This is a genomic window from Burkholderia sp. AU28863 (genome assembly GCF_002223195.1).
In the GTDB taxonomy this organism is placed as follows: domain Bacteria; phylum Pseudomonadota; class Gammaproteobacteria; order Burkholderiales; family Burkholderiaceae; genus Burkholderia; species Burkholderia sola.
Genome location: NZ_NKFE01000001.1, coordinates 140,388 through 162,687 on the forward strand (window position 1 = coordinate 140,388; position 22,300 = coordinate 162,687).

General features: G+C 66.3%; 16 protein-coding genes, 1 tRNA gene, 2 pseudogenes and 2 riboswitches. Of the genes and pseudogenes, 5 read left to right on the forward strand and 14 right to left on the reverse strand.

Annotation, left to right across the window (positions count from 1 at the left end):
* Positions 1-43: 43 nt before the first annotated feature.
* Positions 44-177, reverse strand: a riboswitch (glycine riboswitch).
* 31 nt (positions 178-208) lie between these two features.
* A riboswitch (glycine riboswitch) is annotated at positions 209-312 on the reverse strand.
* 114 nt (positions 313-426) lie between these two features.
* From CFB81_RS00670 to CFB81_RS00680, 3 genes and pseudogenes are all read right to left on the reverse strand, one after another.
* Complete coding sequence (locus CFB81_RS00670) at positions 427-792, reverse strand: hypothetical protein (protein WP_089434360.1); 366 nt, start codon at positions 790-792, stop codon at positions 427-429.
* A gap of 277 nt (positions 793-1,069) precedes the next feature.
* Entirely contained in the window at positions 1,070-2,122 is a 1,053-nt protein-coding gene (locus CFB81_RS00675) for an oxidoreductase (RefSeq protein ID WP_069618750.1), read from the reverse strand.
* A gap of 241 nt (positions 2,123-2,363) precedes the next feature.
* A pseudogene (locus CFB81_RS00680) lies at positions 2,364-2,546 on the reverse strand (SGNH/GDSL hydrolase family protein); the annotation flags it as partial.
* A gap of 311 nt (positions 2,547-2,857) precedes the next feature.
* On the opposite strand from CFB81_RS00680, the gene CFB81_RS00685 reads away from it, so the two are divergent.
* Positions 2,858-4,945, forward strand: coding sequence for a UvrD-helicase domain-containing protein (locus tag CFB81_RS00685; protein WP_034195655.1), 2,088 nt, complete (start codon positions 2,858-2,860; stop codon positions 4,943-4,945).
* A gap of 112 nt (positions 4,946-5,057) precedes the next feature.
* Here the strand turns inward: CFB81_RS00685 and CFB81_RS00690 are convergent, their stop codons facing one another.
* Positions 5,058-5,945, reverse strand: coding sequence for a cytochrome c5 family protein (locus tag CFB81_RS00690; protein WP_089434361.1), 888 nt, complete (start codon positions 5,943-5,945; stop codon positions 5,058-5,060).
* Positions 5,946-6,196: 251 nt separating this feature from the next.
* Here CFB81_RS00690 and CFB81_RS00695 point away from each other — a divergent pair.
* Positions 6,197-6,272: transfer RNA gene (locus CFB81_RS00695), tRNA-Arg, on the forward strand.
* Positions 6,273-6,326: 54 nt separating this feature from the next.
* Here the strand turns inward: CFB81_RS00695 and CFB81_RS00700 are convergent.
* Positions 6,327-7,055, reverse strand: a pseudogene (locus CFB81_RS00700) (site-specific integrase); the annotation flags it as partial.
* A 29-nt stretch (positions 7,056-7,084) separates the two neighbouring features.
* On the opposite strand from CFB81_RS00700, the gene CFB81_RS00705 reads away from it, so the two are divergent.
* Together CFB81_RS00705 and CFB81_RS35195 are read left to right on the forward strand one after the other, a co-directional pair.
* Entirely contained in the window at positions 7,085-8,137 is a 1,053-nt protein-coding gene (locus CFB81_RS00705) for a phage portal protein (RefSeq protein ID WP_089434362.1), read from the forward strand.
* A gap of 483 nt (positions 8,138-8,620) precedes the next feature.
* Positions 8,621-9,838, forward strand: a complete 1,218-nt coding sequence (locus CFB81_RS35195; RefSeq protein ID WP_143328553.1) for a PIN domain-containing protein — start codon at positions 8,621-8,623, stop codon at positions 9,836-9,838.
* A gap of 59 nt (positions 9,839-9,897) precedes the next feature.
* Here the strand turns inward: CFB81_RS35195 and CFB81_RS35985 are convergent, their stop codons facing one another.
* The 3 genes from CFB81_RS35985 to CFB81_RS00715 form a co-directional block, all read right to left on the reverse strand.
* Entirely contained in the window at positions 9,898-10,059 is a 162-nt protein-coding gene (locus CFB81_RS35985) for a hypothetical protein (protein WP_179235884.1), read from the reverse strand.
* Between the two features lie 29 nt (positions 10,060-10,088).
* Positions 10,089-10,706 carry an HNH endonuclease gene (locus tag CFB81_RS35200; RefSeq protein ID WP_143328554.1) on the reverse strand — a complete coding sequence of 206 codons (618 nt, stop codon included), beginning with the start codon at positions 10,704-10,706 and terminating at the stop codon, positions 10,089-10,091.
* 475 nt (positions 10,707-11,181) lie between these two features.
* Entirely contained in the window at positions 11,182-11,982 is an 801-nt protein-coding gene (locus tag CFB81_RS00715) for a TIGR04255 family protein (RefSeq protein ID WP_143328555.1), read from the reverse strand.
* A 534-nt stretch (positions 11,983-12,516) separates the two neighbouring features.
* Here CFB81_RS00715 and CFB81_RS00720 point away from each other — a divergent pair.
* Positions 12,517-14,064 carry a TIGR04222 domain-containing membrane protein gene (locus CFB81_RS00720; protein ID WP_089434365.1) on the forward strand — a complete coding sequence of 516 codons (1,548 nt, stop codon included), beginning with the start codon at positions 12,517-12,519 and terminating at the stop codon, positions 14,062-14,064.
* A 70-nt stretch (positions 14,065-14,134) separates the two neighbouring features.
* Here CFB81_RS00720 and CFB81_RS00725 read toward each other — a convergent pair whose 3' ends face one another.
* The 6 genes from CFB81_RS00725 to CFB81_RS00750 are packed head-to-tail and all read right to left on the reverse strand — an operon-like array spanning position 14,135 to position 22,264.
* Positions 14,135-17,503 (reverse strand): glycosyltransferase, encoded by a 3,369-nt coding sequence (locus CFB81_RS00725; protein ID WP_089434366.1) that lies wholly within the window; start codon positions 17,501-17,503, stop codon positions 14,135-14,137.
* A gap of 2 nt (positions 17,504-17,505) precedes the next feature.
* Positions 17,506-18,663, reverse strand: coding sequence for a dTDP-4-amino-4,6-dideoxygalactose transaminase (rffA, locus tag CFB81_RS00730; protein ID WP_089434367.1), 1,158 nt, complete (start codon positions 18,661-18,663; stop codon positions 17,506-17,508).
* Positions 18,664-18,719: 56 nt separating this feature from the next.
* On the reverse strand, positions 18,720-19,367 hold the full coding sequence (locus CFB81_RS00735) for a class I SAM-dependent methyltransferase (protein WP_089434368.1): 648 nt from the start codon (positions 19,365-19,367) through the stop codon (positions 18,720-18,722).
* A 10-nt stretch (positions 19,368-19,377) separates the two neighbouring features.
* Entirely contained in the window at positions 19,378-20,100 is a 723-nt protein-coding gene (locus CFB81_RS00740) for a WbqC family protein (RefSeq protein ID WP_089434369.1), read from the reverse strand.
* Positions 20,097-21,482, reverse strand: a complete 1,386-nt coding sequence (locus CFB81_RS00745; RefSeq protein WP_089434370.1) for an FAD-binding oxidoreductase — start codon at positions 21,480-21,482, stop codon at positions 20,097-20,099. Before CFB81_RS00745 ends, CFB81_RS00740 begins: the two co-directional genes overlap by 4 nt.
* Positions 21,479-22,264, reverse strand: coding sequence for a TylF/MycF/NovP-related O-methyltransferase (locus CFB81_RS00750; protein WP_089434371.1), 786 nt, complete (start codon positions 22,262-22,264; stop codon positions 21,479-21,481). The genes CFB81_RS00745 and CFB81_RS00750 overlap by 4 nt, the downstream gene beginning before the upstream one ends.
* Positions 22,265-22,300: the final 36 nt, after the last annotated feature.

Below are 22,300 nucleotides of genomic sequence, written 5' to 3' on the forward strand. Positions count from 1 at the left end.
CCATGTGCCGACCGCCGCGGCCGATGGCCTCGAGCGATCCGTTACATGCCCCTCTGTCCTCGATACCTGAGAGATTGCGCTGCGGGCAAAGCCCGGCGAACGCGCGCCCCTTCGGTGGGCAGCTTGCCCGCGCAGCCAATGCGCTGCGGGCTACTGCCGCTCTCCAGAGTGCGGGGAGCGTCGTGCGCGCAGTGCGCGGACGCGATTCCCCGACGCGGTCGGTCCTTTTGCCTGAGAGTTTGCGGGTGTGCCCCTTCGGCGGCGCAACCGGTGTCGGAACGACCCGGTCACACGCTCTCCCGACGCGTGCGGGCGACTGTACGCGAGCGGGTCGGCATTGTCAATTTGAGCAAAAGAATGTCGCTTCGCGACAAGCGGCGGCGGCCGGCGCCGCCGCTTCATCCGCCCCGGCAGGCGCCGGGCGCGTTACTCGCCGATCGCGCGCGCGGCCGTGTCGAGTTCCTGGTTCAGCACCCGCTGCTCGTCGCCGGACAGGCCGCCGTTGTGCTGGGCCGACATGTCGTTCGCTTCCTGGCGGATCACGTCGAGGCGGTGGTGAAGCTGCGCGCCGTACGGCGGCGGGTAGTAGCCGCCGTTCACGCGCGCGTCGATGCGGCGATGCAGATTGTCGATCCGGCCCTGGACCTCCTGCATGCGGTCGTTCGCGACGACCTGCGGATTCGGTCGCGGTGGCGGAGGCGCCTGCCGGGCCGGTCGCTGCGGCTGCACGATACACGCCGCGAGCGAGGAAACCAGGGCGCAGCATGCCGCTGCGCGAATCAACCGTTGCATCACATTCTCCTGACGGATAAGTGTCGAATCGACTTTTTGAGAAACGCGTCAGACCGGACGACCCCTGACTTTCGTTCCCGCACCATTTGTAACGGAATGTTGGGGGCTGGGCTGGGCTGGGCTGGGCTGGGCTGGGCTGGGCTGGGCTGGGCTGGGCTGGGCTGGGCTGGGCCGGGCCGGCCGGCGGTCGGTGTGGCGGCAGACCCGGCGCCGCCGCCGACGCGGGGCGGCGTGGCGCGGTGGGCGGCCGGGCCGACACCGACCCGGCCGGCGGCCATCAGACGGTACGGCGCACGAACGGCACCCGGCGGCCGTCGTGTTCGCTCTGCGCGGCGAGCTCGATGATCGTCATCACGTCGACCGCGTCCTGCGCGGTGACGGGGAACGGCGCGCCGTCGCGGATCGACGCGGCGAGCGCGCGGTAGAACTCCGCGTACTGGCCGTCGAGCGTCGGTACCGGACGTTCGACTTCAAGGTCGCCGTCGAGCACGCGCAGCAGGCCGGGCGGGTTGCCGCCGCCGAATTCGACGTCGTCCGCGGTGAGGCCGGCCTTGAGCTGGTCTTCCTGCGTGTCGAGCCCGAACTTCTGATAGCTGCCGCGCGTGCCGTGCAGCGTGAACCGCGCGGGCTCGATCGCCGACAGCGCGCTTGCATGCAGCGCGACGTCCTTGTCCGGATAGCCGAGCAGCAGGTGCACGAAATCGGGCGCCGTGCCGTTGTCGCGGCGCGTCTTGACGGTGGCGCTCACCGTGTCCGGTGTGCCGAACAGCGCGAGCGCCTGGTCGATCAGGTGCGGGCCGAGGTCGAGCAGCAGGCCGCCGCCGCGGGCCGGCTCCTCGCGCCAGCGCGTGCGCGGCGTCGGCCGGAAGCGGTCGAAGTGCGACGCGAAGTAGGTGACGCGGCCCAACTCGCCCGATTCGACGACGCGGCGCACGGTGAGGAAATCGCCGTCCCAGCGGCGGTTGTGGAACGGCGCGAACAGCCGGCTGCGCGCGTTCGCGAGCCGCGCGAGCGCGAGCGCCTCGTCGGCGGTGAGCGTGACCGGCTTGTCGACGACCACGTGGCGGCCCGCTTCGAGCACCTGGCGTGCGAGCGTGAAGTGCGTGTCGTTCGGCGTGGCGATCACCACGCACTCGATATCGTCGAGGCCGAGCAGCGTGTCGAGATCGGGGACGATGCGCGCGCCCGGATAAGCGGCGTGCGCGCGATCGGACTGACCCGTCGCGATCGCGGCGACTTCAGTGCGGCCGCTCGTGGCGATCACGGGCGCGTGGAACGTCGCGCCGGCGAAACCGAAACCCATCAAACCAATCCTGAGCAATGACGACATGGCAATTCCTGGCTGCGAAGGAAACTAAAGGATGGCGCGCCGGAGCGGCGCGAAGACGACCGGCTATTTTGGCATGGCGCCGCGGCTTGCACAGACGCGTCGGGCGAAACGCGCGAGGCGATGCGGCAACTGCGCAAGGGGTGCGGGCGTTTGCGCGGGACCGGGCGCCATGCGCGCGACTATCCGGCTTTCAGCTTTCGGCTTTCGGCCCTCGGCTCCGCTCGCGGCTTTCTGCGCCGCGCGCCGCGCGGCAAGCCGCGGCGGCCGAATCGCCGGCCGCCAGCACGCTCAGCGGCGGGCCGCCGCCGGCGACGCCGTCGCGCGGGCCGGCCGCCTCGGGCAGCCGCGGCGTGACGCGGCGCACGTAGCGCCCCTGCGCGAACAGCAGCGGGCCGAGGGCGGCGATGGCGAACGGGTATCCCATGAGGTCGATCCGGTGACGGTTCAGGCGAATTGAAGCGGGCCGGCGCGGGTGGTGCCGGGGGAGTGCGTATTGTGTCCGATCGCCGCGCGGACGGGGCCAGATTGGCCGAGCGGACAGGCACGACCCCGCCGAACGGACAGGGGGCGCCCGCCCGGCAAGCCTGCGCGCGCCCGTCCGGCCGCGCGCCCGAAACACGCGCCGCCGACGTGTTAACATGCGCGTCCTGCCCGCGTGTCCGCCTGCTTCGCCAGCCTGTCGCGTACGGCATCCTCCCGGCATTCCGCCGTCAACCAGCAACACCATCCGCCATCATGTCCGCAGGCCTCAATCCCGCTCAGAATGAAGCGGTGCGCTACCTCGACGGTCCCTGTCTCGTGCTCGCCGGCGCGGGCAGCGGCAAGACTCGCGTGATCACGCAGAAGATCGCGCACCTGATCGAAGCGAAAGGCTTCGAGCCGCGCCATATCGCCGCCGTCACGTTCACGAACAAGGCGGCCGCCGAAATGCGCGAGCGCGTGTCGAAGCTGCTGGAAGGCAAGACGCTCACCACGCCCGGCAAGGAAGGCCGCAAGGTGCCCGTCAACCAGCTCACCGTCTGCACGTTCCACTCGCTGGGCGTGCAGATCCTGCGCCAGGAGGCCGAGCACGTCGGCCTGAAGCCGCAGTTCTCGATCATGGATTCGGACGACTGCTTCGGGATGATCCAGGAGCAGCTCGGCACGACCGACAAGGGGCTGATCCGCAAGATCCAGAGCATCATCTCGCTGTGGAAGAACGGCCTGATCATGCCCGACGAGGCGATGGCGATCGCGGCCAACGAGGACGAGCACCAGGCCGCGCTGGTCTACCGCAACTACGTGGCGACGCTGCATGCGTACCAGGCGGTCGACTTCGACGACCTGATCCGCCTGCCCGCCGAGCTGTTCGCGAAGAACGAGCAGGTGCGCGACCGCTGGCAGAACAAGCTGCGCTACCTGCTGATCGACGAGTACCAGGACACCAATGCGTGCCAGTACGAGTTGCTGAAGCAGCTCGCGGGCCCGCGCGCCGCGTTCACGGCGGTCGGCGACGACGATCAGGCGATCTACGGCTGGCGCGGCGCGACGCTCGAGAACCTCGCGCAGCTGGGCAAGGATTTCCCGAAACTGCACGTGATCAAGCTCGAGCAGAACTACCGGTCGACGGTGCGGATCCTGACCGCCGCGAACAACGTGATCGCGAACAACCCGAAGCTGTTCGAGAAGAAGCTGTGGTCCGAGCACGGGATGGGCGACTCGATCACCGTCACGGCGTGCAACGACGAGGAGCACGAGGCCGAATCGGTCGTGTTCCGGCTGTCCGCGCACAAGTTCGAGCGGCGCGCGCAGTTCCGCGACTACGCGATCCTGTATCGCGGCAACTTCCAGGCACGCATCTTCGAGCAGGTGCTGCGGCGCGAGCGGATCCCGTACGTGCTGTCGGGCGGCCAGTCGTTCTTCGACAAGGCCGAGATCAAGGATCTGTGCGCGTACCTGCGGCTGATCGCGAACGCCGACGACGATCCCGCGTTCATCCGCGCCGTCACCACGCCGCGCCGCGGCATCGGCAACACGACACTCGAGGCGCTCGGCTCGTTCGCGGGGCAGGCGAAGGTGTCGCTGTTCGAGGCCGTGTACATGGGCGGCATCGAGGCGCGGCTGTCGGCGCGCCAGGTCGAGCCGCTGCGGATGTTCTGCGACTTCATCCAGCGCCTGACCGAGCGCGCGGACAAGGAGCCCGCGACCGTCGTGCTCGACGACATGATGGAGGCGATCCACTACGAGGCGTACCTGTACGACGCGTTCGACGAGCGGCAGGCGCAGTCGAAGTGGCAGAACGTGCTCGAATTCCTCGAATGGCTGAAGCGCAAGGGCACCAAGCCCGAGACGGAGGCCGTCGACGGCGAGGCCGACGGCTTCCACAACGCGGACGGGCTCGCCGATACGGGCAAGAACCTGCTCGGGCTGATCCAGACCGTCGCGCTGATGTCGATGCTCGAAGGCAAGGACGAGGATCCGGACGCCGTGCGGCTGTCGACCGTCCATGCGTCGAAGGGGCTCGAGTATCCGCACGTGTTCCTGGTCGGCGTCGAGGAAGGCATCATGCCGCACCGCGGCGGCAGCGAGGACGACGGCCCGATCGACAACGAGCGGATCGAGGAGGAGCGCCGGCTGATGTACGTCGCGATCACGCGTGCGCAGCGCAGCCTGCACCTGAACTGGTGCAAGAAGCGCAAGCGGGCGCGCGAGACGGTCGTGTGCGAACCGTCGCGCTTCATCCCGGAGATGGGGCTCGACGAAGCGCCGCCGCCGACGCCGGAAGAAGCGCCGATGTCGCCGAAGGACCGGCTCGCGAGCCTGAAGGCATTGCTGCAGAAGTGACGCGGCGGCGCTGCCGCGAGCACGATGGCGCGCCGAACCGGCAACCCCAAAACGAAACCCCCGCGATGCGCGTGCGTCGCGGGGGTTTTTTACGGACGGCCGTGCGGGCGCGTTACTTCGCCGCGTTGACCATGTAGTCGACGGCCGCCTTCACGTCGGCATCCGACGCGTTCGACCCGCCCTTCGGCGGCATCGCGCCCTTGCCGTGCAGCGCGTAGTTGTAGACCGTATCCATCGATTCCTTCAGGCGCGGCGCCCAGTCTTCCTTGCTGCCGAACTTCGGTGCGCCGAGCACGCCGGCCGCATGGCAGGCCTGGCAGGTCGACGCGTACAGCGCCTTGCCGGCCGTTGCCGCATCGGCGCCGGCCGGGGCGGCCGCGGGCTTTTCGCCGGCCTTCGGGATCGCGGCGATCGCGGCCATGGCCGCGGCGGCCTGCGCGTTCGATGCGTCGGCGCCCGACGCGGGCGCGCCGCTGGCGGGCTGCGCCGCGTTGGCGGCCGGCGCGGCCGGTTCGGGGAAGTTCGCGCCGTCGTTGTTCGCCATGTAGACGATCGCGCGGGCGATTTCATAGTCGCTGACGTCGTCGGGGCTCGTGCCGCCGCGCGCCGGCATCGCGCCCTTGCCCGCGAGGGCCGTCTTCAGCAGCGTGTCGAAGCCTTGCGAGATGCGCGGCGCCCAGTCGTCCTTGTTGCCGAACTTCGGCGCGCCGGCGGCGCCGGTGCCGTGGCAGGTCACGCAAACGGCCTTGTAGACTTCCTCGCCGGTCTTGTACGTGCGGGGCGCGTTGGCGTCCTTCACGTCGACCTTCGCGATCGGCGCGATACGGGCGGCGACCTGCTGGTCGGATAGCGCGTCGGTGCCGGCGCCGGAACGGAATGCATGGTTCGCGTAATTGGCGAACAGGATGATCAGGACGATCGGAATCGCGAACGACGCGATGATGACGGCAATCAGCTGCCCGGGGGTTTTGACGGGAGATTCGTGGGGTGCTTCGCTCATGCTTGCCTCGTCTCCGTGAATAGGAATTGTGAGCGCGGTGCAACGGCAAAATGGCAGTCCAATGAAGCACGGACGATTATAGACGGAACGTTTACATCACGGCGAGCGGCGCGATGGCGCGTGTTTACCCGCACGCAGGGCCGTCCTGCGGCGATTCGACGGGCAAGGTGGACGCTTCTCGGGAAACCGGGTATCCTTGCCGTCTTGCCAATCGTGGGCGGCCTGTATATGGGGTCGCTTCACTGTCTCACGCGCCCGTAGCTCAATGGATAGAGTACTGCCCTCCGAAGGCAGGGGTTGCTGGTTCGATCCCAGCCGGGCGCGCCAAGCCTATCAAGGCTCTCAGCGGTTTCCTCCCTTCGTCGGACAGACTCATTGCAGCTAAATTGCAGCTAGCACCGGTGCCGGCTCGGCCGTCAGCGGCGTGACCCAATGCGCCAGGTGATCGGCTGACAGGTGCGCGTACCGCTGCACCATTTCCAGCGTTTCCCAGCCGCCCAGCTCCTTCAACACCTGCAGCGGCGTGCCGCGTTGCACGTGCCAACTCGCCCAGGTGTGGCGCAGGTCGTGCCAGCGGAAATCGCTGATACGGGCACGCTTCAACGCCTTTCGCCAGGCTTCGGTCACGGTCTGATACACCGGCCGGCCGTGATAGACGAACACGCTGTCGACGAACTCGGGCGCTCGCCTCTTCCCGCGCTGGCGCAGAAGCACGGCGATCGCTGTATCGGACAACGGCACCGTGATGGCCTTCTTCGCTTTCGCCTGGTCCGGGTGGATCCAGGCGACGCGTCGCACGATGTCGACCTGCGACCACTGCAATCCGGTCACGTTCGAGCGACGCAGCCCTGTCTCGAGCGCGAAACGCGCCATGTCGGCCAGGTGCTCGGGCAACTCGGCGAGCAGACGTTCGGCTTCAGCCTGGGTCAGCCAGCGGATCCGCTTCTGCACGACTTTCGCGCGCTTCGTGACCGGCACCCGGTCCAACCATTCCCACTCGACGGCCCCGTTCAGCACCGCCTTCAACACGCCGATGAGGCGAGCCACGGCGACCTGGCCTGGGCGTGCATGCACGCGCTCGCGAATGAGCCGCTCGAGGGCGCGACGAGCACCAATACCGGATTTATGGAGCTTTTCTGATGTCACGCAAGATTCGACGCGGCGCTGGGCGCCGCACGCATGGCCGTGCCGAGCAGGCCGCCGAATCCACGCCGGCGCCGACGCCGCGCACGGAGGTGTTCTCGTTTGGTGATCCGATCGAGGTAATGGATCGGCGCGAGCTGCTCGAGTATGTTGAATGCATGCGGATGGGGAACTGGTACGAGCCGCCGCTGCCCCTAGACGGCCTCGCGCGATCGTTTCGGGCCGCGCCACACCACAGCTCGGCCATCTACGTGAAGCGCAATATCCTGGTGCAGTCGTACGTTGAGCATCCGCTGCTGTCGCGCGCGGACTTCAGCCGATTCGTGCTCGAGTACCTAGTCTTCGCGAACAGCTACCTCGAGCTGCGCACGAACCAGCTCGGCGCGCCGATGGCGTTGAAGTCGTCGCTCGCGAAGTACACGCGGGTCGGCGTCGAGCCGGGTCAATACTGGTTCGTCACGAACGTGCGGGAGCCGTACGAGTTCCCGAAGGGCTCGGTCTATCACCTGTACGAGCCGGACCTGAACCAGGAGATTTACGGGCTACCCGAATACCTGTCGGCGCTGAACTCGACCTGGCTGAACGAAAGCGCGACGCTGTTTCGCCGGCGCTACTACAAGAACGGGAGCCACGCCGGCTTCATCCTGTACATGACCGACGCGGCCGAGAAGCAGGAGGATGTCGATAACCTTCGCTCGGCGCCGAAGAACGCGAAGGGGCCGGGCAATTTCCGGAACCCGTTCATGTACGCGCCGAAAGGGAAGAAGGACGGCATCCAGCTCCTGCCGATCGGTGAGGTCGCGGCGAAGGACGAGTTCTGGAACATCAAAAAAGTGACGGTCGAGGACCAGCTCGCGGCGCACCGCGTGCCGCCGCAGTTGATGGGGATCATCCCGTCGAACGCGGGCGGGTTTGGCAACGTGCATGACGCGGCCGAGGTATTCAACGAGCTCGAAATCGAACCACTGAAGGCACGGCTGCGCGAGGTGAACGACTGGCTCGGCGTCGAGGTCGTGCGCTTCAAGGACTTCGAGACGCCGAACGGCTGACGCCCGAGCGCATACCTGGCACAGCAAAGCCGCCGGGCACTTCGGTGCCGGCGGCTTTTTTGCGTCTGCCGATCGTGCAGCGCCTCGGCGGATTAGGGCGCCTCAGAGCGGCTGCCGCCTGGATGCACCCCAGGGTCGGGCGAGCCTGCCGCAGGGCCGTGGCGGGTCCCCTGGCGCGTCGGGGGCGCCGTTCCAAGGGCCGGACCCTGTGTCTGGGATGACGATCACGACCCGGCGCGCGCAGTTGTGACCCCGCCCCACCTGCCCGCAAAAACGAACGGTTTTTATGCACTCATGCGCCCAGCGCTCGGAGCCGCTTGGCGCGGGCCGCGCGGCGGTCGGCGGGCCGATTCTTCTATGCAGTTTTATGCGCCTTGATTATGCAATCTCGTTGCCGGACTGTCTCAATGCAACTACCGGTGTCGGTTTCAGCCGGGGCGACTGCTATATGATTAGGCACACTCTATCCGCCGTGGGAAGGAAATGGACGGTCAGGCAAAGAAGGCGAAACTGCACGTAATGCTGGACACGAACGTGCTCTACCACGAGGGACGAGGCGATCAATTTTTCTCGCCTCGCATTTCGAGAGTAATTCGCGATCCGTTGCATGCCCAGTTAAACATCAGCTGGACCATCCCGCGTATGGTCCGGCTCGAACGCGAGTATCAACTCCGGCAGAAGGTGAAACATGTTGTCTCCACTGCGAAGGAGATGCCGACGCTTTTTTCGACTACTTGGGTCGGTGCGGAGGAGCATGTACACGCCGAGATTTCAAGGCTGGCTGAGAGTGCGCTGAGTGAGCTCAACGTCCAGGTTCTGGATTGTGACCCGTCACGGGTCGACTGGAACAGAATAATGAGTGCAGGAGGGTTGCGTCAGCCGCCATTCGATCCCGACGAGAAAAAGGAAAAAGGTTTCAAAGATGCAGTCGTCGCGGAAACATTTGTTCAGGTATGCGAGGGGTTTCCGGCTCATGGGACGGACACAGCCATACTCGTGACCAATGATGATCTGTTGACAGAATACGTAAAAGGGCGAGCTCCTAGCGCTAAGGTGCTCAAGAATGCGGACGCACTAGCAGGTGAATTGAACTTCCTCGCATCTGATATCCCTCCGGATGTCGCCGATCGACTTCCAATCGTTGCGTCCGGGTTGCTTGCACGTTCTACGGACTTTTGGAACAACGTTTGGCGAGTGGCTCTATCACAGCTGTCCGATCCTGCCGGCCCGCCAGTATTTGGACTATCAAATATCCAATTGCAGTCGCCGATTTATTGGCCTCCAATTTTCCTGCGCAAAGACCTGCGCCATCTGTACTTCGTCTGCAGATATCAGATTCCGAGGCAGGGACAGCAATGGTTGCCCACGATGTCGGTGCCACAGGGAGGGCTGCTGGGAGTGCTACAAGCGGGTTTACCGGTAGCGCCGCCGCCGCAATCGCCGATTGGCGGCCCCGCGGGTGGGATTGGGCCATTCGGAGGAGTACAGGGGTTACCGGGCATCTTGGCTGCGGAGAGCACACAGGGCGTGCCTCAAGAGCAATCCGCGCCAGGGCATTTCCAATCAATTGTGGCGCCAGCTCTAACGTTTGCAGTGGTTTGGCGAGCCGACTTCAATCTGGTCAGCCGCGAAGCGCAGGGTGCGCCGGAGCCGACGCTGGAGAATCCTTTCTTGGAATCTGTTGCGGTGGAGTCTTTTTGACGAGATGTCCCCGAAGAAGGGGCAGGACTGCTGCGTAGGCCGGTGGTGAATTGAGTGTTTTACTGACCGTGCAGTTTCGGCGTTTTGTGCAACTCCACCCAGTAGGCGTTGAGCTGGTCATCCGACACATCAAAGCGGTGCAGCCATCCTTCGGTCGCGACGACCGTATTGAGCAGCGGCGCAGTGCTATCGAGCGTCCCGTCTGGCAGGGTAGATTGCACTTCGCCCCGGTACCGGCTCGGCAGGCAACTTATCCGCCAAAGTGCTTGATGTTGGCTTCGAGCCCGGACGCGAGCGTTGTCAGTCGGTTCATTTCAGCATCGTGGTCCTGCTGGGAGATATTTCCAGATGCCACCTGCTGGGAGAGCCATGCCATTAATTTTTTCGCGTCCGACAACTGGCCTTCCAATCCGTTGATTGCGGCCTCAATTGCCTGACGGTGGGTGACGGCACCCGGGCTGTTCAAGTCGAGAACTTGACTAGCGAAGATTCCGGTCGGCGACTGTGCATAGACCTGCCCGCCCGAGTAGCGCAGGTGTGAAAACATAACGTGGTCGCACGGATTCGGAATGAATTCGCCGTTGAGCCGCTGACTCCGGGTCGGCCAGAAGGAGCCCTTGTGCGTATTGCATGCCGGGCAAGCGTAGTAGAGGTTCTTGTAGTCACACGCGAAAAGCGGAAACTTTTTTTTGGGGCGATAGTGCTCGACCGCGTAAGTATGTTTCAGGCCAAGATCCGGCGCGCAGCAATACACGCACTTGTTTCCGAACTCCTGGCGCAGGGCATCCTTATAAGACTGATACCGCTTGTATGGCCCAGGCGTCAGTGTCCGGTTATGCCTAACCTTGGGGTAGCTGAATGGACTCACGCGAGGCCGAGCCGCCTCTTCATAGCGTCGAGTTCCGCTGAAGCATTCTCGATTGTGTCGGCTGCCGATTTGAGCGCTTCCATCGATTCCGCGGTCACTCGAGGGGCAAGCCGACGTAGTCGGGCAGTCAGCAAGTGCAACCGCGCGTCGTCTTCATACGTCGTTTGGCCTTCAAACTTTGCCACGAGTAGATGCAAACGTCGGTCGCGAACTGTCTCGATTTCCGGAGAACCATTATCCGTAGCGGGTTCGACCGTAGAGTGATCGCTGCTGTCCGGCGCTCGTAGCTCATGTGACGTGAGCGACGTAGCCTGACGTCGCGCGGGCCGGGTAACGGTCTCGGAAGCTACGAACGGTGTGAGATCGACGTACGGAGCTCGTGGGCCGGTCGACTGCGGAATCGGTGCAGTGGTCGTCAAGTTCATTGCACGCGCTACATTGAGCGGGGTTTGATCACTTACCGAGTGCAAAGATGTCATTTCTGCGTCCCCTGGTCTGATTGTAAATATTGGCGTGCTTTGTCGCCGAGCGTCCAACTGAATAATGAGAATTCTAGATCGTGAAGCTTACGAACAGTGTCCATCGCTTCGGACACGTCTACGTCCTCACGATATAGGTCGAAGTCCAGGATATAGCGCCGGCGATCCTGATTTTTCGCATCCATAGCGATTCCATGCTGGAACAGGAATCCGCCCAGATTCGTCTCCCCCCGCGTCTGCTGCCAGTATTCGCTGACATCCCCGAATATGTTGTCTGCGAGGGGGCGTGCCAGCGAGGCATTCAGCCAGCCGTCAATCTGGTCGACTCCACACGGCAACGTGTTGATGTACCGCAGGCCAACACGCGTGAAAAAGTCGCTATCGATCGTACGCTCGGCCGCTTCGAGAACAATTTTCAACTGCTGCTCAAAGTCTTCGAAGGACGAATAGCGCGTCGTTTCGAGCGTTATCGCAGACGGACGCAGCACGGCGACCCATCGGTTTTGCTTGGATCGAAACTGGTGGGCACTTCCCTGCACAACGGAACTGGGGCCGACGTTCACGTTGTTGAGAACGTCGTGGAGCGGGAAGCTATGCTTGATGGCCTTCCAGAACGCTGCCGGCGGCTTCCTGTCCTCGATCTCGAAGATGGTGGGAAATCGGAGCTCGCAAACCGCTTGCCCGATCAGGTTGCGCGGAAAGTGCGTCTTGGGAGCAGGCGGGACGTTCAATATCCGCTTCCCGCCGGTTGCGTTCTGCAGATCGTCGATTTCTTCCACTGAGGAATCCTTGTTCATCGGCAACTGCACGATCAATCGTCGGGCAATTCTGCCACGTATCTACAGTGAACGAAATCTGCATCTTCCGCGAGCCGGACCTATCGATCGATCAATTAATGGGGCATGAACAGCGCTTGTGACCCGCTCGGCCTAGGCAACAAGAATCGTCCGAGGAGAACGACGGTGCAGCTAAATTGCAGCTTGGACGAGCTGGTTTGGCATTGATTGGCCTTGTGTAGCCTTGGTTTTGCAGTTTGCGAGTTGCGTAAGGCGTTGATTTAAAAGGACGTGTTGTGCGCCGGTAAAGCTCCGAAGGCAGGAGTTGCTGGTTCGATCCCAGCCGGGCGCGCCAAATAGCCTGATTCCAGGCGTCGAATTCCCCAATCCGTTTTCCTGAAATCGCCAAGCGTAGCGTCACCCCACGGTATCGCATCGCCATCTTCCGCACCGCTTCCCCCGCTATTCCCCCGCTTTCCCATTGTGCGAGAATCGCCCGCACCGACAACTCCAAGCGTCGATCGCGGCGGCCGTCCGCGCATCGCGCCGACTCCGATGGCTGCCATTCCATCCACCTCGACCGCAGTCGCTGCCTGCGCGCTGACCGATGCGCAGCAGGCGCTGCTCGCGCGTCTGCGCGCATATTCCCCCGACGATCCGCACGCGCCGCTGCCGTACAGCCGGCGTCTTGCCGAAGCCGAAGGCTGGTCGCATGACCACGCGCTGGCCGTATTCGACGAATACAAGCGCTTCGCGTTCCTCGCGCAGGTAACCGGCCATCCGGTCACGCCGTCGGTCGCGGTGGACGCCGCATGGCACCTGCACCTGCAATACACGCGCGAATACTGGGACGTGTTCTGTGCCGACGTGCTGCGCGCGCCGCTGCATCACGTGCCGGGCGCGGGCGCGCCCGGCGAGGCCGCGCGGTACGCGCGGCACTACCGGCAGACGCTCGACAGCTACCGCAGGCTGTTCGGCTGCGAGCCGCCCGAAGCGATATGGCCGCGCCCCGTGGCCGAGCCGGCCGTGCCCGCCGACGCCCCGGTGCAGCGCGCGGCACTGCGCGACGGCCCTTCGAGCGCGCCCGCCGCGCGCCCGCGACTCTGGCGGCGCTTCGCGAAGTTCGCGTGGCCAACGGCGGCGATCAGCGTCGCGGCGACCTGCGCGAGCGCGAGCGATTTCAATGTGCTGGACCTCTCTGGGCCGGACTTTCTCGGATTGTTCTACGTGCCGCTCTGCATCGCCGCGCTGCTGCTGATCGCCGGCCTGCAGTGGATCGAATACCGTCACCGTGCGTGGGGAACGCGTGCCCCCGAATCGTCGCCCGACCTGAGCGCGGAGGAAGCGGCGTATCTCGCGGGCGGCGGCGCGCGGATGGCGCAGGTCGCGATGCTGTCGCTCGCGCATGCCGGTGCGATCGAGCTGCGGATGAGCAAGGTCCACGGCGCGCGGGTGCGGATCGACGATCCGCGACATGCAGGCGCTTATGGCGCCGATTGGGAATGGCTGAGGAGGCAACCTGGCGGCGAGACGAGCTGCCACGCGTTCGGTCAGCGTCTCGCGTGGCGCGAAGCCGACTGCGCCGCAGCGTTGCAGCGCAAAGGCTGGCTCTGGGCGCCGGGCGAGATGCGGGCGACGCGGATGGCCGCGCACGCGATCCTGCTGCTCGTGTTCGGCGCGGGCGCGGCGAAGCTCGCGGTCGGCCTGACCCGCGGCCGGCCCGTGTTGCTGCTGATGATTTTCATGGCGGCGTTCATGGTCGCGTACCATTTCATGGTCGGACGCCTGCCGGGCTTCGGGCGCGGCGGCATGACGCGCGGCGGCGAGGCGGCGCTCGCCGCGCACCGCGACGAACGCCGGGGCGACCGCGCGACGCCGGACGGGCTCTTGTGGACGGCCGCGCTGTTCGGCGCCGGCGCGCTCGCCGGCACCGTGTGGGCCGCGCATTCGAAAGTGCTGATGGCGCCGCCGCCCGTCGCCGTGAACACCGGCGGGTCGAGCGGTTCGTCCGACTCCGGCGCCGGGGACGGCAGCAGTTCGAGTTCGTGCAGTTCGTCGAGCTCATGCAGCTCGAGCAGTTGCGGCGGCTGTTCGAGCAACTGAGCACCGGGCGCGCTGCCGGGATAGCGCGCCGGGCCGCCAGCGTCAGGCAAGCGGCACGGCGCGCGTCGAACTATGCGATCGCGGCATCGGCGGGCGTTCGTGCGTGCGCGGCACGCCCGTCGCCCGCCTCGACGATCAGCGTCCAGTCGAACGCCGGCAGTGCGCAGAGCTGCTCGACGGTGGCCGTGTATTCGTGCGCGGGCGCGTGCAGGTAGCGCACCTTGTCGGTCCATTCGGGCAGCGTCGCCTGCGACGTGGTCAGCACGACCGCCAGCAGATCCTGTTCCGGCCGCCTTGCGATTTCCTGCAGGCTCAGCCGGACCTTGTCGAGGTCACCCTCGGCGTCCAGGATCAGCGCGCCGGGGATCGGCGCATCCGGCCGGCCGGGCGGGTTGCCGACAGCGCCTTTGTCGATGCACTGCTGATACACATGGCGATAGCGCGGCAGCGCCTGCTGTAGCGCGTGATGCTTGCGGACCTTCGCCTGCGCCGTGCGCGCGAGCCCGCGGCGCAGCGCCGGGTTCGCGATCAGCCGGTCGAGCGCGTCGACCCAGGCCTGCGGCTCATCCGGGACCAGCAGGCCGTCGCAGCTGTCGTGCAGCGCGAGGCGATAGGCTGGCCGGTCGCTGACGATCGAGGCGATGCCGGCCGCCGCGTATTCCTGCCACTGGATCGTGCTCGTGCCGGCGTTGTAGTCGTGGTCGGCGAGCGGCAGTAGCGCGATGTCCCAGCACCGTTCCGGCAGGCGTTGTGCGTGCGCGTCGTAGTCGTGAAGCTCGGGCTCGCACCCGGCGTCCGGGTGGCCGGCCCAGCCTGGGGGGACGTCCGCGCCGACGAAACTCACCTTCACCTTGCCGGGATGGCGCGCGCAGATCGCCTGCAGCGCCGCGTCGACGAGCGCGAAGTTGTCGGCGCGCAGCGACGCGCCAGCGATGCCGATCGTCACGCAGTCGTCGCCGCGCGCCGTCACGGGGCGGTAGAACCGGTCGAAGTCCACGCTGTCGGGCAGCACGTGAACGCGCGGGTGCGACAGCCGGTAGCGGCTGGCGATGAACGGCGTGGATACGATCACGGCGTCCGCGTTGCGCAGCACGAGCTCGATCCCCGCGCGGGCCATCCCGCCTTGCGCGGCGAGCCGGTGCGCGGCCGGCAGGTCGGTCAGCAGGTCGTCGGTCTCGTAGATCACCGGCTTTTCATGCTTGAAGATCGTATACAGGTCGTTGCCGGTCAGGATGCCGGGCGTCAGCCGGTGCAGCAGGATGGCGTCGGCCGTGGCCAGCACGCTGCTGTCGATCTGGCCGTCCCGGATGCCCGGGACGAGTTCCCATTCGTCGTTCAGCAGACCGAACGGCAGCGTGAGGCGAATTCGCGATGACGCGCACGTGTCCGGATCGATCGAATACACGATCAGGCGCTTGCGGCGCGGTGCGGCGTCCGCAATCGCGGCGACGGGCGCCCGCGTCCGGTTCTCCGCGAGCAGCCGCGCGTACAGCACGCCGTGGCGCGCGGCGTTGCGGCCGATGTCGTGCTGCGCACGGATCGCATCCTGCGCGGCGGCGGCGAGTCGCGCGCGGGTTTGCGGATGCTCGATCAGGTGCGCGATCGCGTCGATCCACGCGTCGGCGGTGTCGGCGACGAGCCAGCCCGTGCGACCGTGGACAACCGAGCAACCTTCCACCGGCGTGGCGACGAGCACCGTGGCCGCGCCGGCCGCCGAGCATTCGAGCCATGCGCGCGGCGGCGCATCGTCGCGCAACGTGACCGGCGACGCGACCAGCGCGATGTCGAGGTCCGCGCGCTTCAGCGCGTCGGCGTAGCTGTCGTAAGGGGCAGGCTCCGCGATCAGCGTGACGTCCGGTTCGCGGTCCCAGCCGGCCGGCAGCGCCGCGCCGACAAACGACACCCGGAGCTTCCCCGGAAACCGGCGGCGGAGCTCGGCCAGCGCGTGGCGGACCTGCTCGAGACGCACGCGGTCGAGACCGGTGCCGGAAACCGCGAGGTTTACGTGGTCGCGCACGCCGGGCGCCGCGCGGTGCAGACGCTCGAGATCGACGCCGGTCGGCAGCACGTGGACCGATGCGTTGACATGACGGTACTGCCGCACCAGCGCTTCCGACGGCACGACGAGCGCATGCGCACGCTGCACGGCGCTGCGGATGCCGGCCTTGCGGCGCGCGTTGTCGGCCGCGCCGGGGATGTCGGCGAGCAGCGTGTCGAGCGGCGCGTCGATCTCGAGGACGACCGGCTTGCCGAGCGAGAACAGGTGTTCCAGCGTGGCGGGGGACAGCAGGCCCGGCGTGTCGCCCTGCAGCACGATCAGGTCAGCGCGCTGCAGCGCGTCGGGATCGATGCCGGCCGGCGTGACAGGGAACGTCAGTGCCCATTCGCGGTCCAGCCGCGCGAACGGCTGCGCGAAGCGCAGGCTGGTGCGCGCGTGGTCGGCCGGTTCGGCGGTGACGACCGCGATGCACGAGCGCGGCGCGGACGCGGGCTGTCCTTGGGCGGCGGCGCCCGTCGCGACGGCCTGCGCATCCAGCTTGTCCGCGTGTGCCTGGGTTCGCTCGACGAAGTTCTGCAGCTGCTGCCAGAACGCGTCCTCTTCCTTCAGGTAGACGCTGCGCGCTTCGTGAACGGTGGCCTTCGCGTGCGCGATCTCGTGTTCGTCGAGCCCCCACGCGATGCCCTTGCCGTCCATCACCCACCGGGTCGGCTCCGACAGCGACGCGTCATTCATGATGCACACGACCGGGCAGCCGCACAGCAGCGCTTCGAACACGGCGGTGGACCATTCGTACATGTACACGCACTCGACCTGTCGGAACAGCGCCGCGAGTTCGTGCGCCGAACGTTCCGGCACGCGGGTCGAGATTTCGATCGACTCGGCGGTGACCGGATGCAGCGTGCCGCCGCGCCGCAGGTGGCGATTGATGAAGACGGCCGTGCCGTTGCGGCGTGCGTCATCGACACCGTCGCTGTTGAAGATGCGCGTGTCGACCAGCGGTATGCGCAGCAGGTCCGCCTTCCATTCTTCGGGCACCAGCGACGGCCCGAACGTGAAGATGAGGTCGTTCGGCTGCAGGGTAATCGGTTCGCCGTTGATGCGGCCGGGCTCGGCCAGCAGATAGCGTACGACGCAGCGCGCGTTGAACGGATTGCCGGTGACGACGTCCGGGTAGACGACGATCGGGCTGCGATTCGCGCGGGCGTGCGCCTGCACGATGTTGTCGGTCAGCGGCGGCGTGCGCAGGTCAGGATGCACGACCGGCGTGCAGACGTACGCTTCCTGGCCGAGCAGGTTCAGCACGTGGCACAGATAGTGCATCGCGCGGATCCCGCCGGAGGTTTGCCGAAAATTCGGCGCGAGGATGTAGTACGGGTGGCCGAGTCGCGTAAAAATGCGCGAACCGCCGTGCGCCAGGCCGGGTTTGGGAGTCGTCATCGTTATCGGGTGCGGTAGAAATCGAAGACCACGTCGAGGATGCGATCCTGTTCGGCTTCGGTCATGTCGTGGTACAGCGGCAGCCGGACGAGCCGGTCGGCGACGAGGTCCGTCACCGCCATGCCGGACCCGCAGCGCCCATAGCGCTGCCCGGCCGGCGAACTGTGCAGCGGCACGTAGTGGAACACCGCGTTCACGCCCACCGCGCGGATCTGCTGCAGCAGCTCGGTGCGTTCGGCGAGGTCGCGTGCGAGGAAATAGAACATGTGGCCGTTGCCGCGCTCGGCGAGCGAAATCGCGGGCAACTCGATCAGCCCGTCCGCGTGCAGCGGCCGCAGCGCGTCCTGGTAGCGCTGCACGGTCGCGCGCCGCTGCGCGGTGATCACGTCCGCGTGCTCGAACTGCGCGTACAGGAACGCCGCGATCAGCTCGCCCGGCAGGAACGACGAGCCGACGTCGACCCATGTGTACTTGTCCACCTGCCCGCGGAAGAACTGACTGCGGTTGGTGCCCTTCTCGCGGATGATCTCCGCGCGCTCGACGAGGCGCGGGTCGTTGACCAGCAGCGCGCCGCCTTCGCCCGAGATCACGTTCTTGGTCTCGTGGAAGCTGAGGCACGCGAGGTGGCCGAGGCTGCCGAGCGGCTTGCCGTTCCACGACGACTGCAGCGCCTGAGCGGCATCCTCGATCACCCACAGGTCGTGGTCCGCCGCGAGCTGCCCGATCACGTCCATGTCGCATGCGACGCCCGCGTAGTGCACCGGCACGATCGCGCGCGTGCGCTTGGTGATCGCGGCGGCGATCTGCGTCTCGTCAAGGTTCAGCGTGTCGCGGCGGATGTCGACGAACACCGGCGTCGCGCCGCGCAGCACGAACGCGTTGGCGGTCGACACGAACGTGTAGGACGGCATGATCACTTCGTCGCCGGGCTGCACGTCGGCGAGGATCGCGGCCATCTCGAGCGCGGCCGTGCACGAGTGCGTGAGCAGCGCGCGCTGGCAGCCGATGCGCGCTTCCAGCCAGCGGTGGCAGAGCTTCGTGAACGCCTGGTCGCCGGCGAGGCCGCCCTGCTCGACCGCTTTCGCGATGTAGTAGAGCTCCTTGCCGACCACGAACGGGCGGCCGAACGGAATGACGTCGAGATTGGGTGGGCCGAACATGGTCAGGCTCCGCAGTAAGGGGGACGTTCGGCCGCGCGGCTCGCGCGCGGCGCCGCTCAGATGTCCTTGCGGACGAGAATCGTGAATTCGTACAGGCCGTAGTCGTGCAGCAGCGCGACGTGACGCGAATAGCGGCGCTTGCAGCGATCGAACAGCGCGCACGGATCCGCGTAGTACAGGAGGTCCGGGCGCATGAACGGCGGATCGGAATACGACGTCAGGCAGTTGAACGCGAAGCCCAGTCGGCTCGTCGCGTGCAGCGTGTCGAGCGTCGCGTGGATGTAGTCGAGCCATGCGTCGTCGCCGTGACCGCGCCTGACGTTGAAGATGCCGGATGCGATCCCGTAGTCCGACGCGGCCTGCGGCACCGCGCCGACATGAAATGCGACGTTCGCGTCTTCGCGATAGCGCTGCCGCGCGGCGTCGACCATATCGGACGAGATGTCGTAGCCCGCATACGCGAAGCCGTCCGGTAGCGCACGCGCCTTCAGGAAATCGACCAGCGCGCCGTAGCCGCAGCCGATGTCGTTTACCGAGTGGCCGCCGGGCTCGGGCAGGATCTTCGTCAGTTGTTCGAAGCGCAGGAACTGGCTGGTTTCGCCGTTCCAGTCGACGCCGCGCGCGGTCGCGCCGTGCTCCGCCAGCCGCGCGCTGTAGTACGCGGCCACTTCTTCCAGCAGGCTCGCATGCCGGGATTCGCTCATGGACATCGCCTCAGTCTTTCGAGGTCAGCGCGTACCGACGCGCTTCGGGACCGCAGTTGAACAGCACGTCGAGCACGGTCACGCCGTGGACGAAGTCGCCCCACTGCTGCGGATACTCGGGATAGCTCGGATAGTCGAACCAGCGCACCGCGACGCCGGCATCGGCGAACAGGTTCTCGTCGAGGTAGCTGCGCGCGGCCGGGCCGGACAGGTACTCGGACGCGCCCGCCTGCACGCACAGGTTCAGCAGCTTCTCGGTGCGGTCGCCGTGGAGCGCATAGTCCGACGTCGACGACACGCGCGTGCCGATCTCCAGTTGCCGCAGGACCCACGTCAGCATCGCGAAATTCAGCTCGCTCAGCATCCCGTAGGTGCGACCGGTGTAGAGCGCTTCGAGCTCGTCCGCATAGCGCGCGAAGTGCGGTGCGCGCGCGTAGTTCTGCTGCAGGGCCTTCCAGTGCAGCGGCGCCCAGTCGGCGCCGTCGATTTCGGTTTCGCGGATCGACTGGTGATACTTGCCCTTCACCTTCACCGGCACGCTCAGCCATTGCACGCCCTGCGGCGTCTTGATCTGGTTGCGGTTGCGCCAGTCGCGGCGCGTGTACTGCGCGTCGTCGTAGAGGATGAACTCGTCGCTGGCGGCGATCAGGTCGAAGTAGCCCTTCCACGGAATGTAGTTGGACTGCACGATCGCCACCCGCTTCGCGTCGCGGTTCATGGTCGCACCGCTCATGCCGGAATGTGACCGTACCGGTACATGTCGACGAGCTCGGGCGGAATGCCCCAGTCCGTTGCGCCCAGCTTGTCGTGCAGCGCCTCCAAATCCGCGCGCATCGCGTTCCGAAGCTGTTCGACCATGCGGTTGCGCGCCGGTACGAAGTCGTGCTGGTACGCGGCATTGATCTGATGGCGTACCGTCTTCGCGATCGCGGCCTCGCGCGTCATGTTGCGGATCAGCGGGCGTTCGGGCGCGAGTTCCGCGTAGCGCGGATCGATCGGCTCGCCGCGCATCGCCGCGACGAGATCGCGGCACAGCACCGGCGACAGGTGGAAACCGTCGCGCTTGGTGCCGCCGAGAATCCACAGGTCGCGCACGCTGGTTTCGCCGAACAGCGGATACAGGTCGGACGTCGTCGGTCGCCAGCCGACGTTGACGTTGACCAGGTTCGCGCGCGAGAAGCGGGTGTTGATCTGGTCCATCGCGGACTTGAGCAGCGTGTACGCGCTGCCGGCGTGGCCGTGCTCGTGCGGCACCGGGCTGATGTAGTTGCTGGCGCCGACGAGAGTCCGGTCAGGCCCGTACGGCGCCGAATACACACCGCACGCGAGGCCGCGGTTGGTCGTGCGCACGCAGTGCGTGTGCACGTTCTCCGTGCTCTGCAGTTCGATCGACATGCCGATGCCGTAGAACATCCGCTGCACCGGCAGATCGGGCAGGCTCGCCTGCAGCACGCGCGTCACGTTGGCGCCGTTGCAGAGAATGAAGCGGTCCGCGCCGAGCACGCTGCCATCGGACAGGCGCGCCCCGGTGACGCGTCCGGCCGCGGTGTCGAGCCGCTCGACCTCGGCGTCGATGAAGCGCACGTTGCCGGCTTGCGCGACCGACGCGCTCAGCGCGTCGAGAAACTGTTTCGGATTGACCCAGCCTTCGCGCTTCAGGAAGACCGCCTTCAGCGCGCGATAGCGCGGGTCCGGATGATAGTTCGGGATGCCTGACGGATCGACCGCCTCGCAGGGCTCCTCGAATTCGCGGCAGAACCGTTGCATGGCCGCGAAGTTCTCGTCGTCGAGCGCGTCGGTCGCCGCGTTGTTCAGCACGAAGGTGCCGAAGCCGTGCGCGACCGCGCGCTCGGGCGTGCAGATTTCAGCGAATACGGCGGGCCAGGCCGCCGTCGCGCCGCGGCTCAGCTCGAACTTGAAGCGGTCGATCGGCGTGCCGAGCGAGTCGCCTTCCAGCTCGGTGAACGAATTGAGCATCGCCGCCGCAGCGCGCGTGGCCGAGCCGGGCCGATGCGCGTGGCCGACGATCACGAGTTCGACGCCCGCGTCGGCCTGCTGCCATGCGCGGGCCGTCATCAGGCCGAGAATGCCGTTGCCGAGGATTGCGATTTTCATTTGCGTGTGCCCCCACCTTCCGGGAATGACAGGTAGCAGAGCGACGGATAGGCTGCAGCCTTGTGGATCTGGTGCGGACGGTTGCCGAGCAGGTCGCGCAGGTAATGGACGCCTTCCGCGGGCAGCTGGCCGCCGCGGGTGAGCTGCCAGAACGCGACGACGCCGCCGGGCACCAGCCGCTCCATCACCGCGTCGAACGCGTGCCGGGTCGGCTCGATCACGTTCAGGTCGAACCACGCGAGCGCGACCATCTCGCCGGGATGCGCTTCGTCGAACGCCGCCAGCGTGTCGCGGCAGTCGCCTTCCCACACGTGGTGCTTGTCATGCACGTGTCCCATCGCGTTGCTGCGCTCGTGCAGGTTCAGCAGCTTGCGCAGCAGGTCGGCGTACTCGCCGGACAGCGAGTACGTGCCGTCGGAGAACAGCTTGCGGTCGCGCGCGTCGTGCTCGGCGAAGCCCGTGTAGCCCGTGAACGTATCGAATGCGTGGATCCGGCGCTGGAAGTTCAGCGGCTCGAGAATCGCGCGGAAGTTCTCGCACAGCACGGCGGTCTGCCCGCGCCACGTGCCGAGATCGAGGATCGCGCCCGGCAGCGGCACGATTTTTTGATAAATCTCAAAGGTCGCGAGAATGCGTGCGAGGAGCGAGCCGCGCACGAACAGGCCGAGCGACCGTTCCAGTTCCTCGCGCGTCGCGGGGTAGGTCTGCATCAGGTCGAACAGTTCGCGGCGCGCCGCGAGCTGATCGCCATCTGCGTTGGTGATGATCGCTGATTCGTGCATACACAGGGCTCCAGGCACAAAGGGTGTGACCGGACG

Excerpts from the sequence above, each read along its gene's own strand:
- rffA (WP_089434367.1), bottom strand. The coding sequence starts at position 18,663 with ATGTTCGGCCCACCCAATCTCGACGTCATTCCGTTCGGCCGCCCGTTC.
- CFB81_RS00715 (WP_143328555.1), bottom strand. The coding sequence starts at position 11,982 with ATGAACAAGGATTCCTCAGTGGAAGAAATCGACGATCTGCAGAACGCA.
- CFB81_RS00740 (WP_089434369.1), bottom strand. The coding sequence starts at position 20,100 with ATGAGCGGTGCGACCATGAACCGCGACGCGAAGCGGGTGGCGATCGTG.
- CFB81_RS00685 (WP_034195655.1), top strand. The coding sequence starts at position 2,858 with ATGTCCGCAGGCCTCAATCCCGCTCAGAATGAAGCGGTGCGCTACCTC.
- CFB81_RS00705 (WP_089434362.1), top strand. The coding sequence starts at position 7,085 with ATGTCACGCAAGATTCGACGCGGCGCTGGGCGCCGCACGCATGGCCGT.
- CFB81_RS00725 (WP_089434366.1), bottom strand. The coding sequence starts at position 17,503 with ATGACGACTCCCAAACCCGGCCTGGCGCACGGCGGTTCGCGCATTTTT.
- CFB81_RS00675 (WP_069618750.1), bottom strand. The coding sequence starts at position 2,122 with ATGTCGTCATTGCTCAGGATTGGTTTGATGGGTTTCGGTTTCGCCGGC.
- CFB81_RS00690 (WP_089434361.1), bottom strand. The coding sequence starts at position 5,945 with ATGAGCGAAGCACCCCACGAATCTCCCGTCAAAACCCCCGGGCAGCTG.
- CFB81_RS00720 (WP_089434365.1), top strand. The coding sequence starts at position 12,517 with ATGGCTGCCATTCCATCCACCTCGACCGCAGTCGCTGCCTGCGCGCTG.
- CFB81_RS00745 (WP_089434370.1), bottom strand. The coding sequence starts at position 21,482 with ATGAAAATCGCAATCCTCGGCAACGGCATTCTCGGCCTGATGACGGCC.
- CFB81_RS00735 (WP_089434368.1), bottom strand. The coding sequence starts at position 19,367 with ATGAGCGAATCCCGGCATGCGAGCCTGCTGGAAGAAGTGGCCGCGTAC.
- CFB81_RS00670 (WP_089434360.1), bottom strand. The coding sequence starts at position 792 with ATGCAACGGTTGATTCGCGCAGCGGCATGCTGCGCCCTGGTTTCCTCG.
- CFB81_RS35195 (WP_143328553.1), top strand. The coding sequence starts at position 8,621 with ATGGACGGTCAGGCAAAGAAGGCGAAACTGCACGTAATGCTGGACACG.
- CFB81_RS00750 (WP_089434371.1), bottom strand. The coding sequence starts at position 22,264 with ATGCACGAATCAGCGATCATCACCAACGCAGATGGCGATCAGCTCGCG.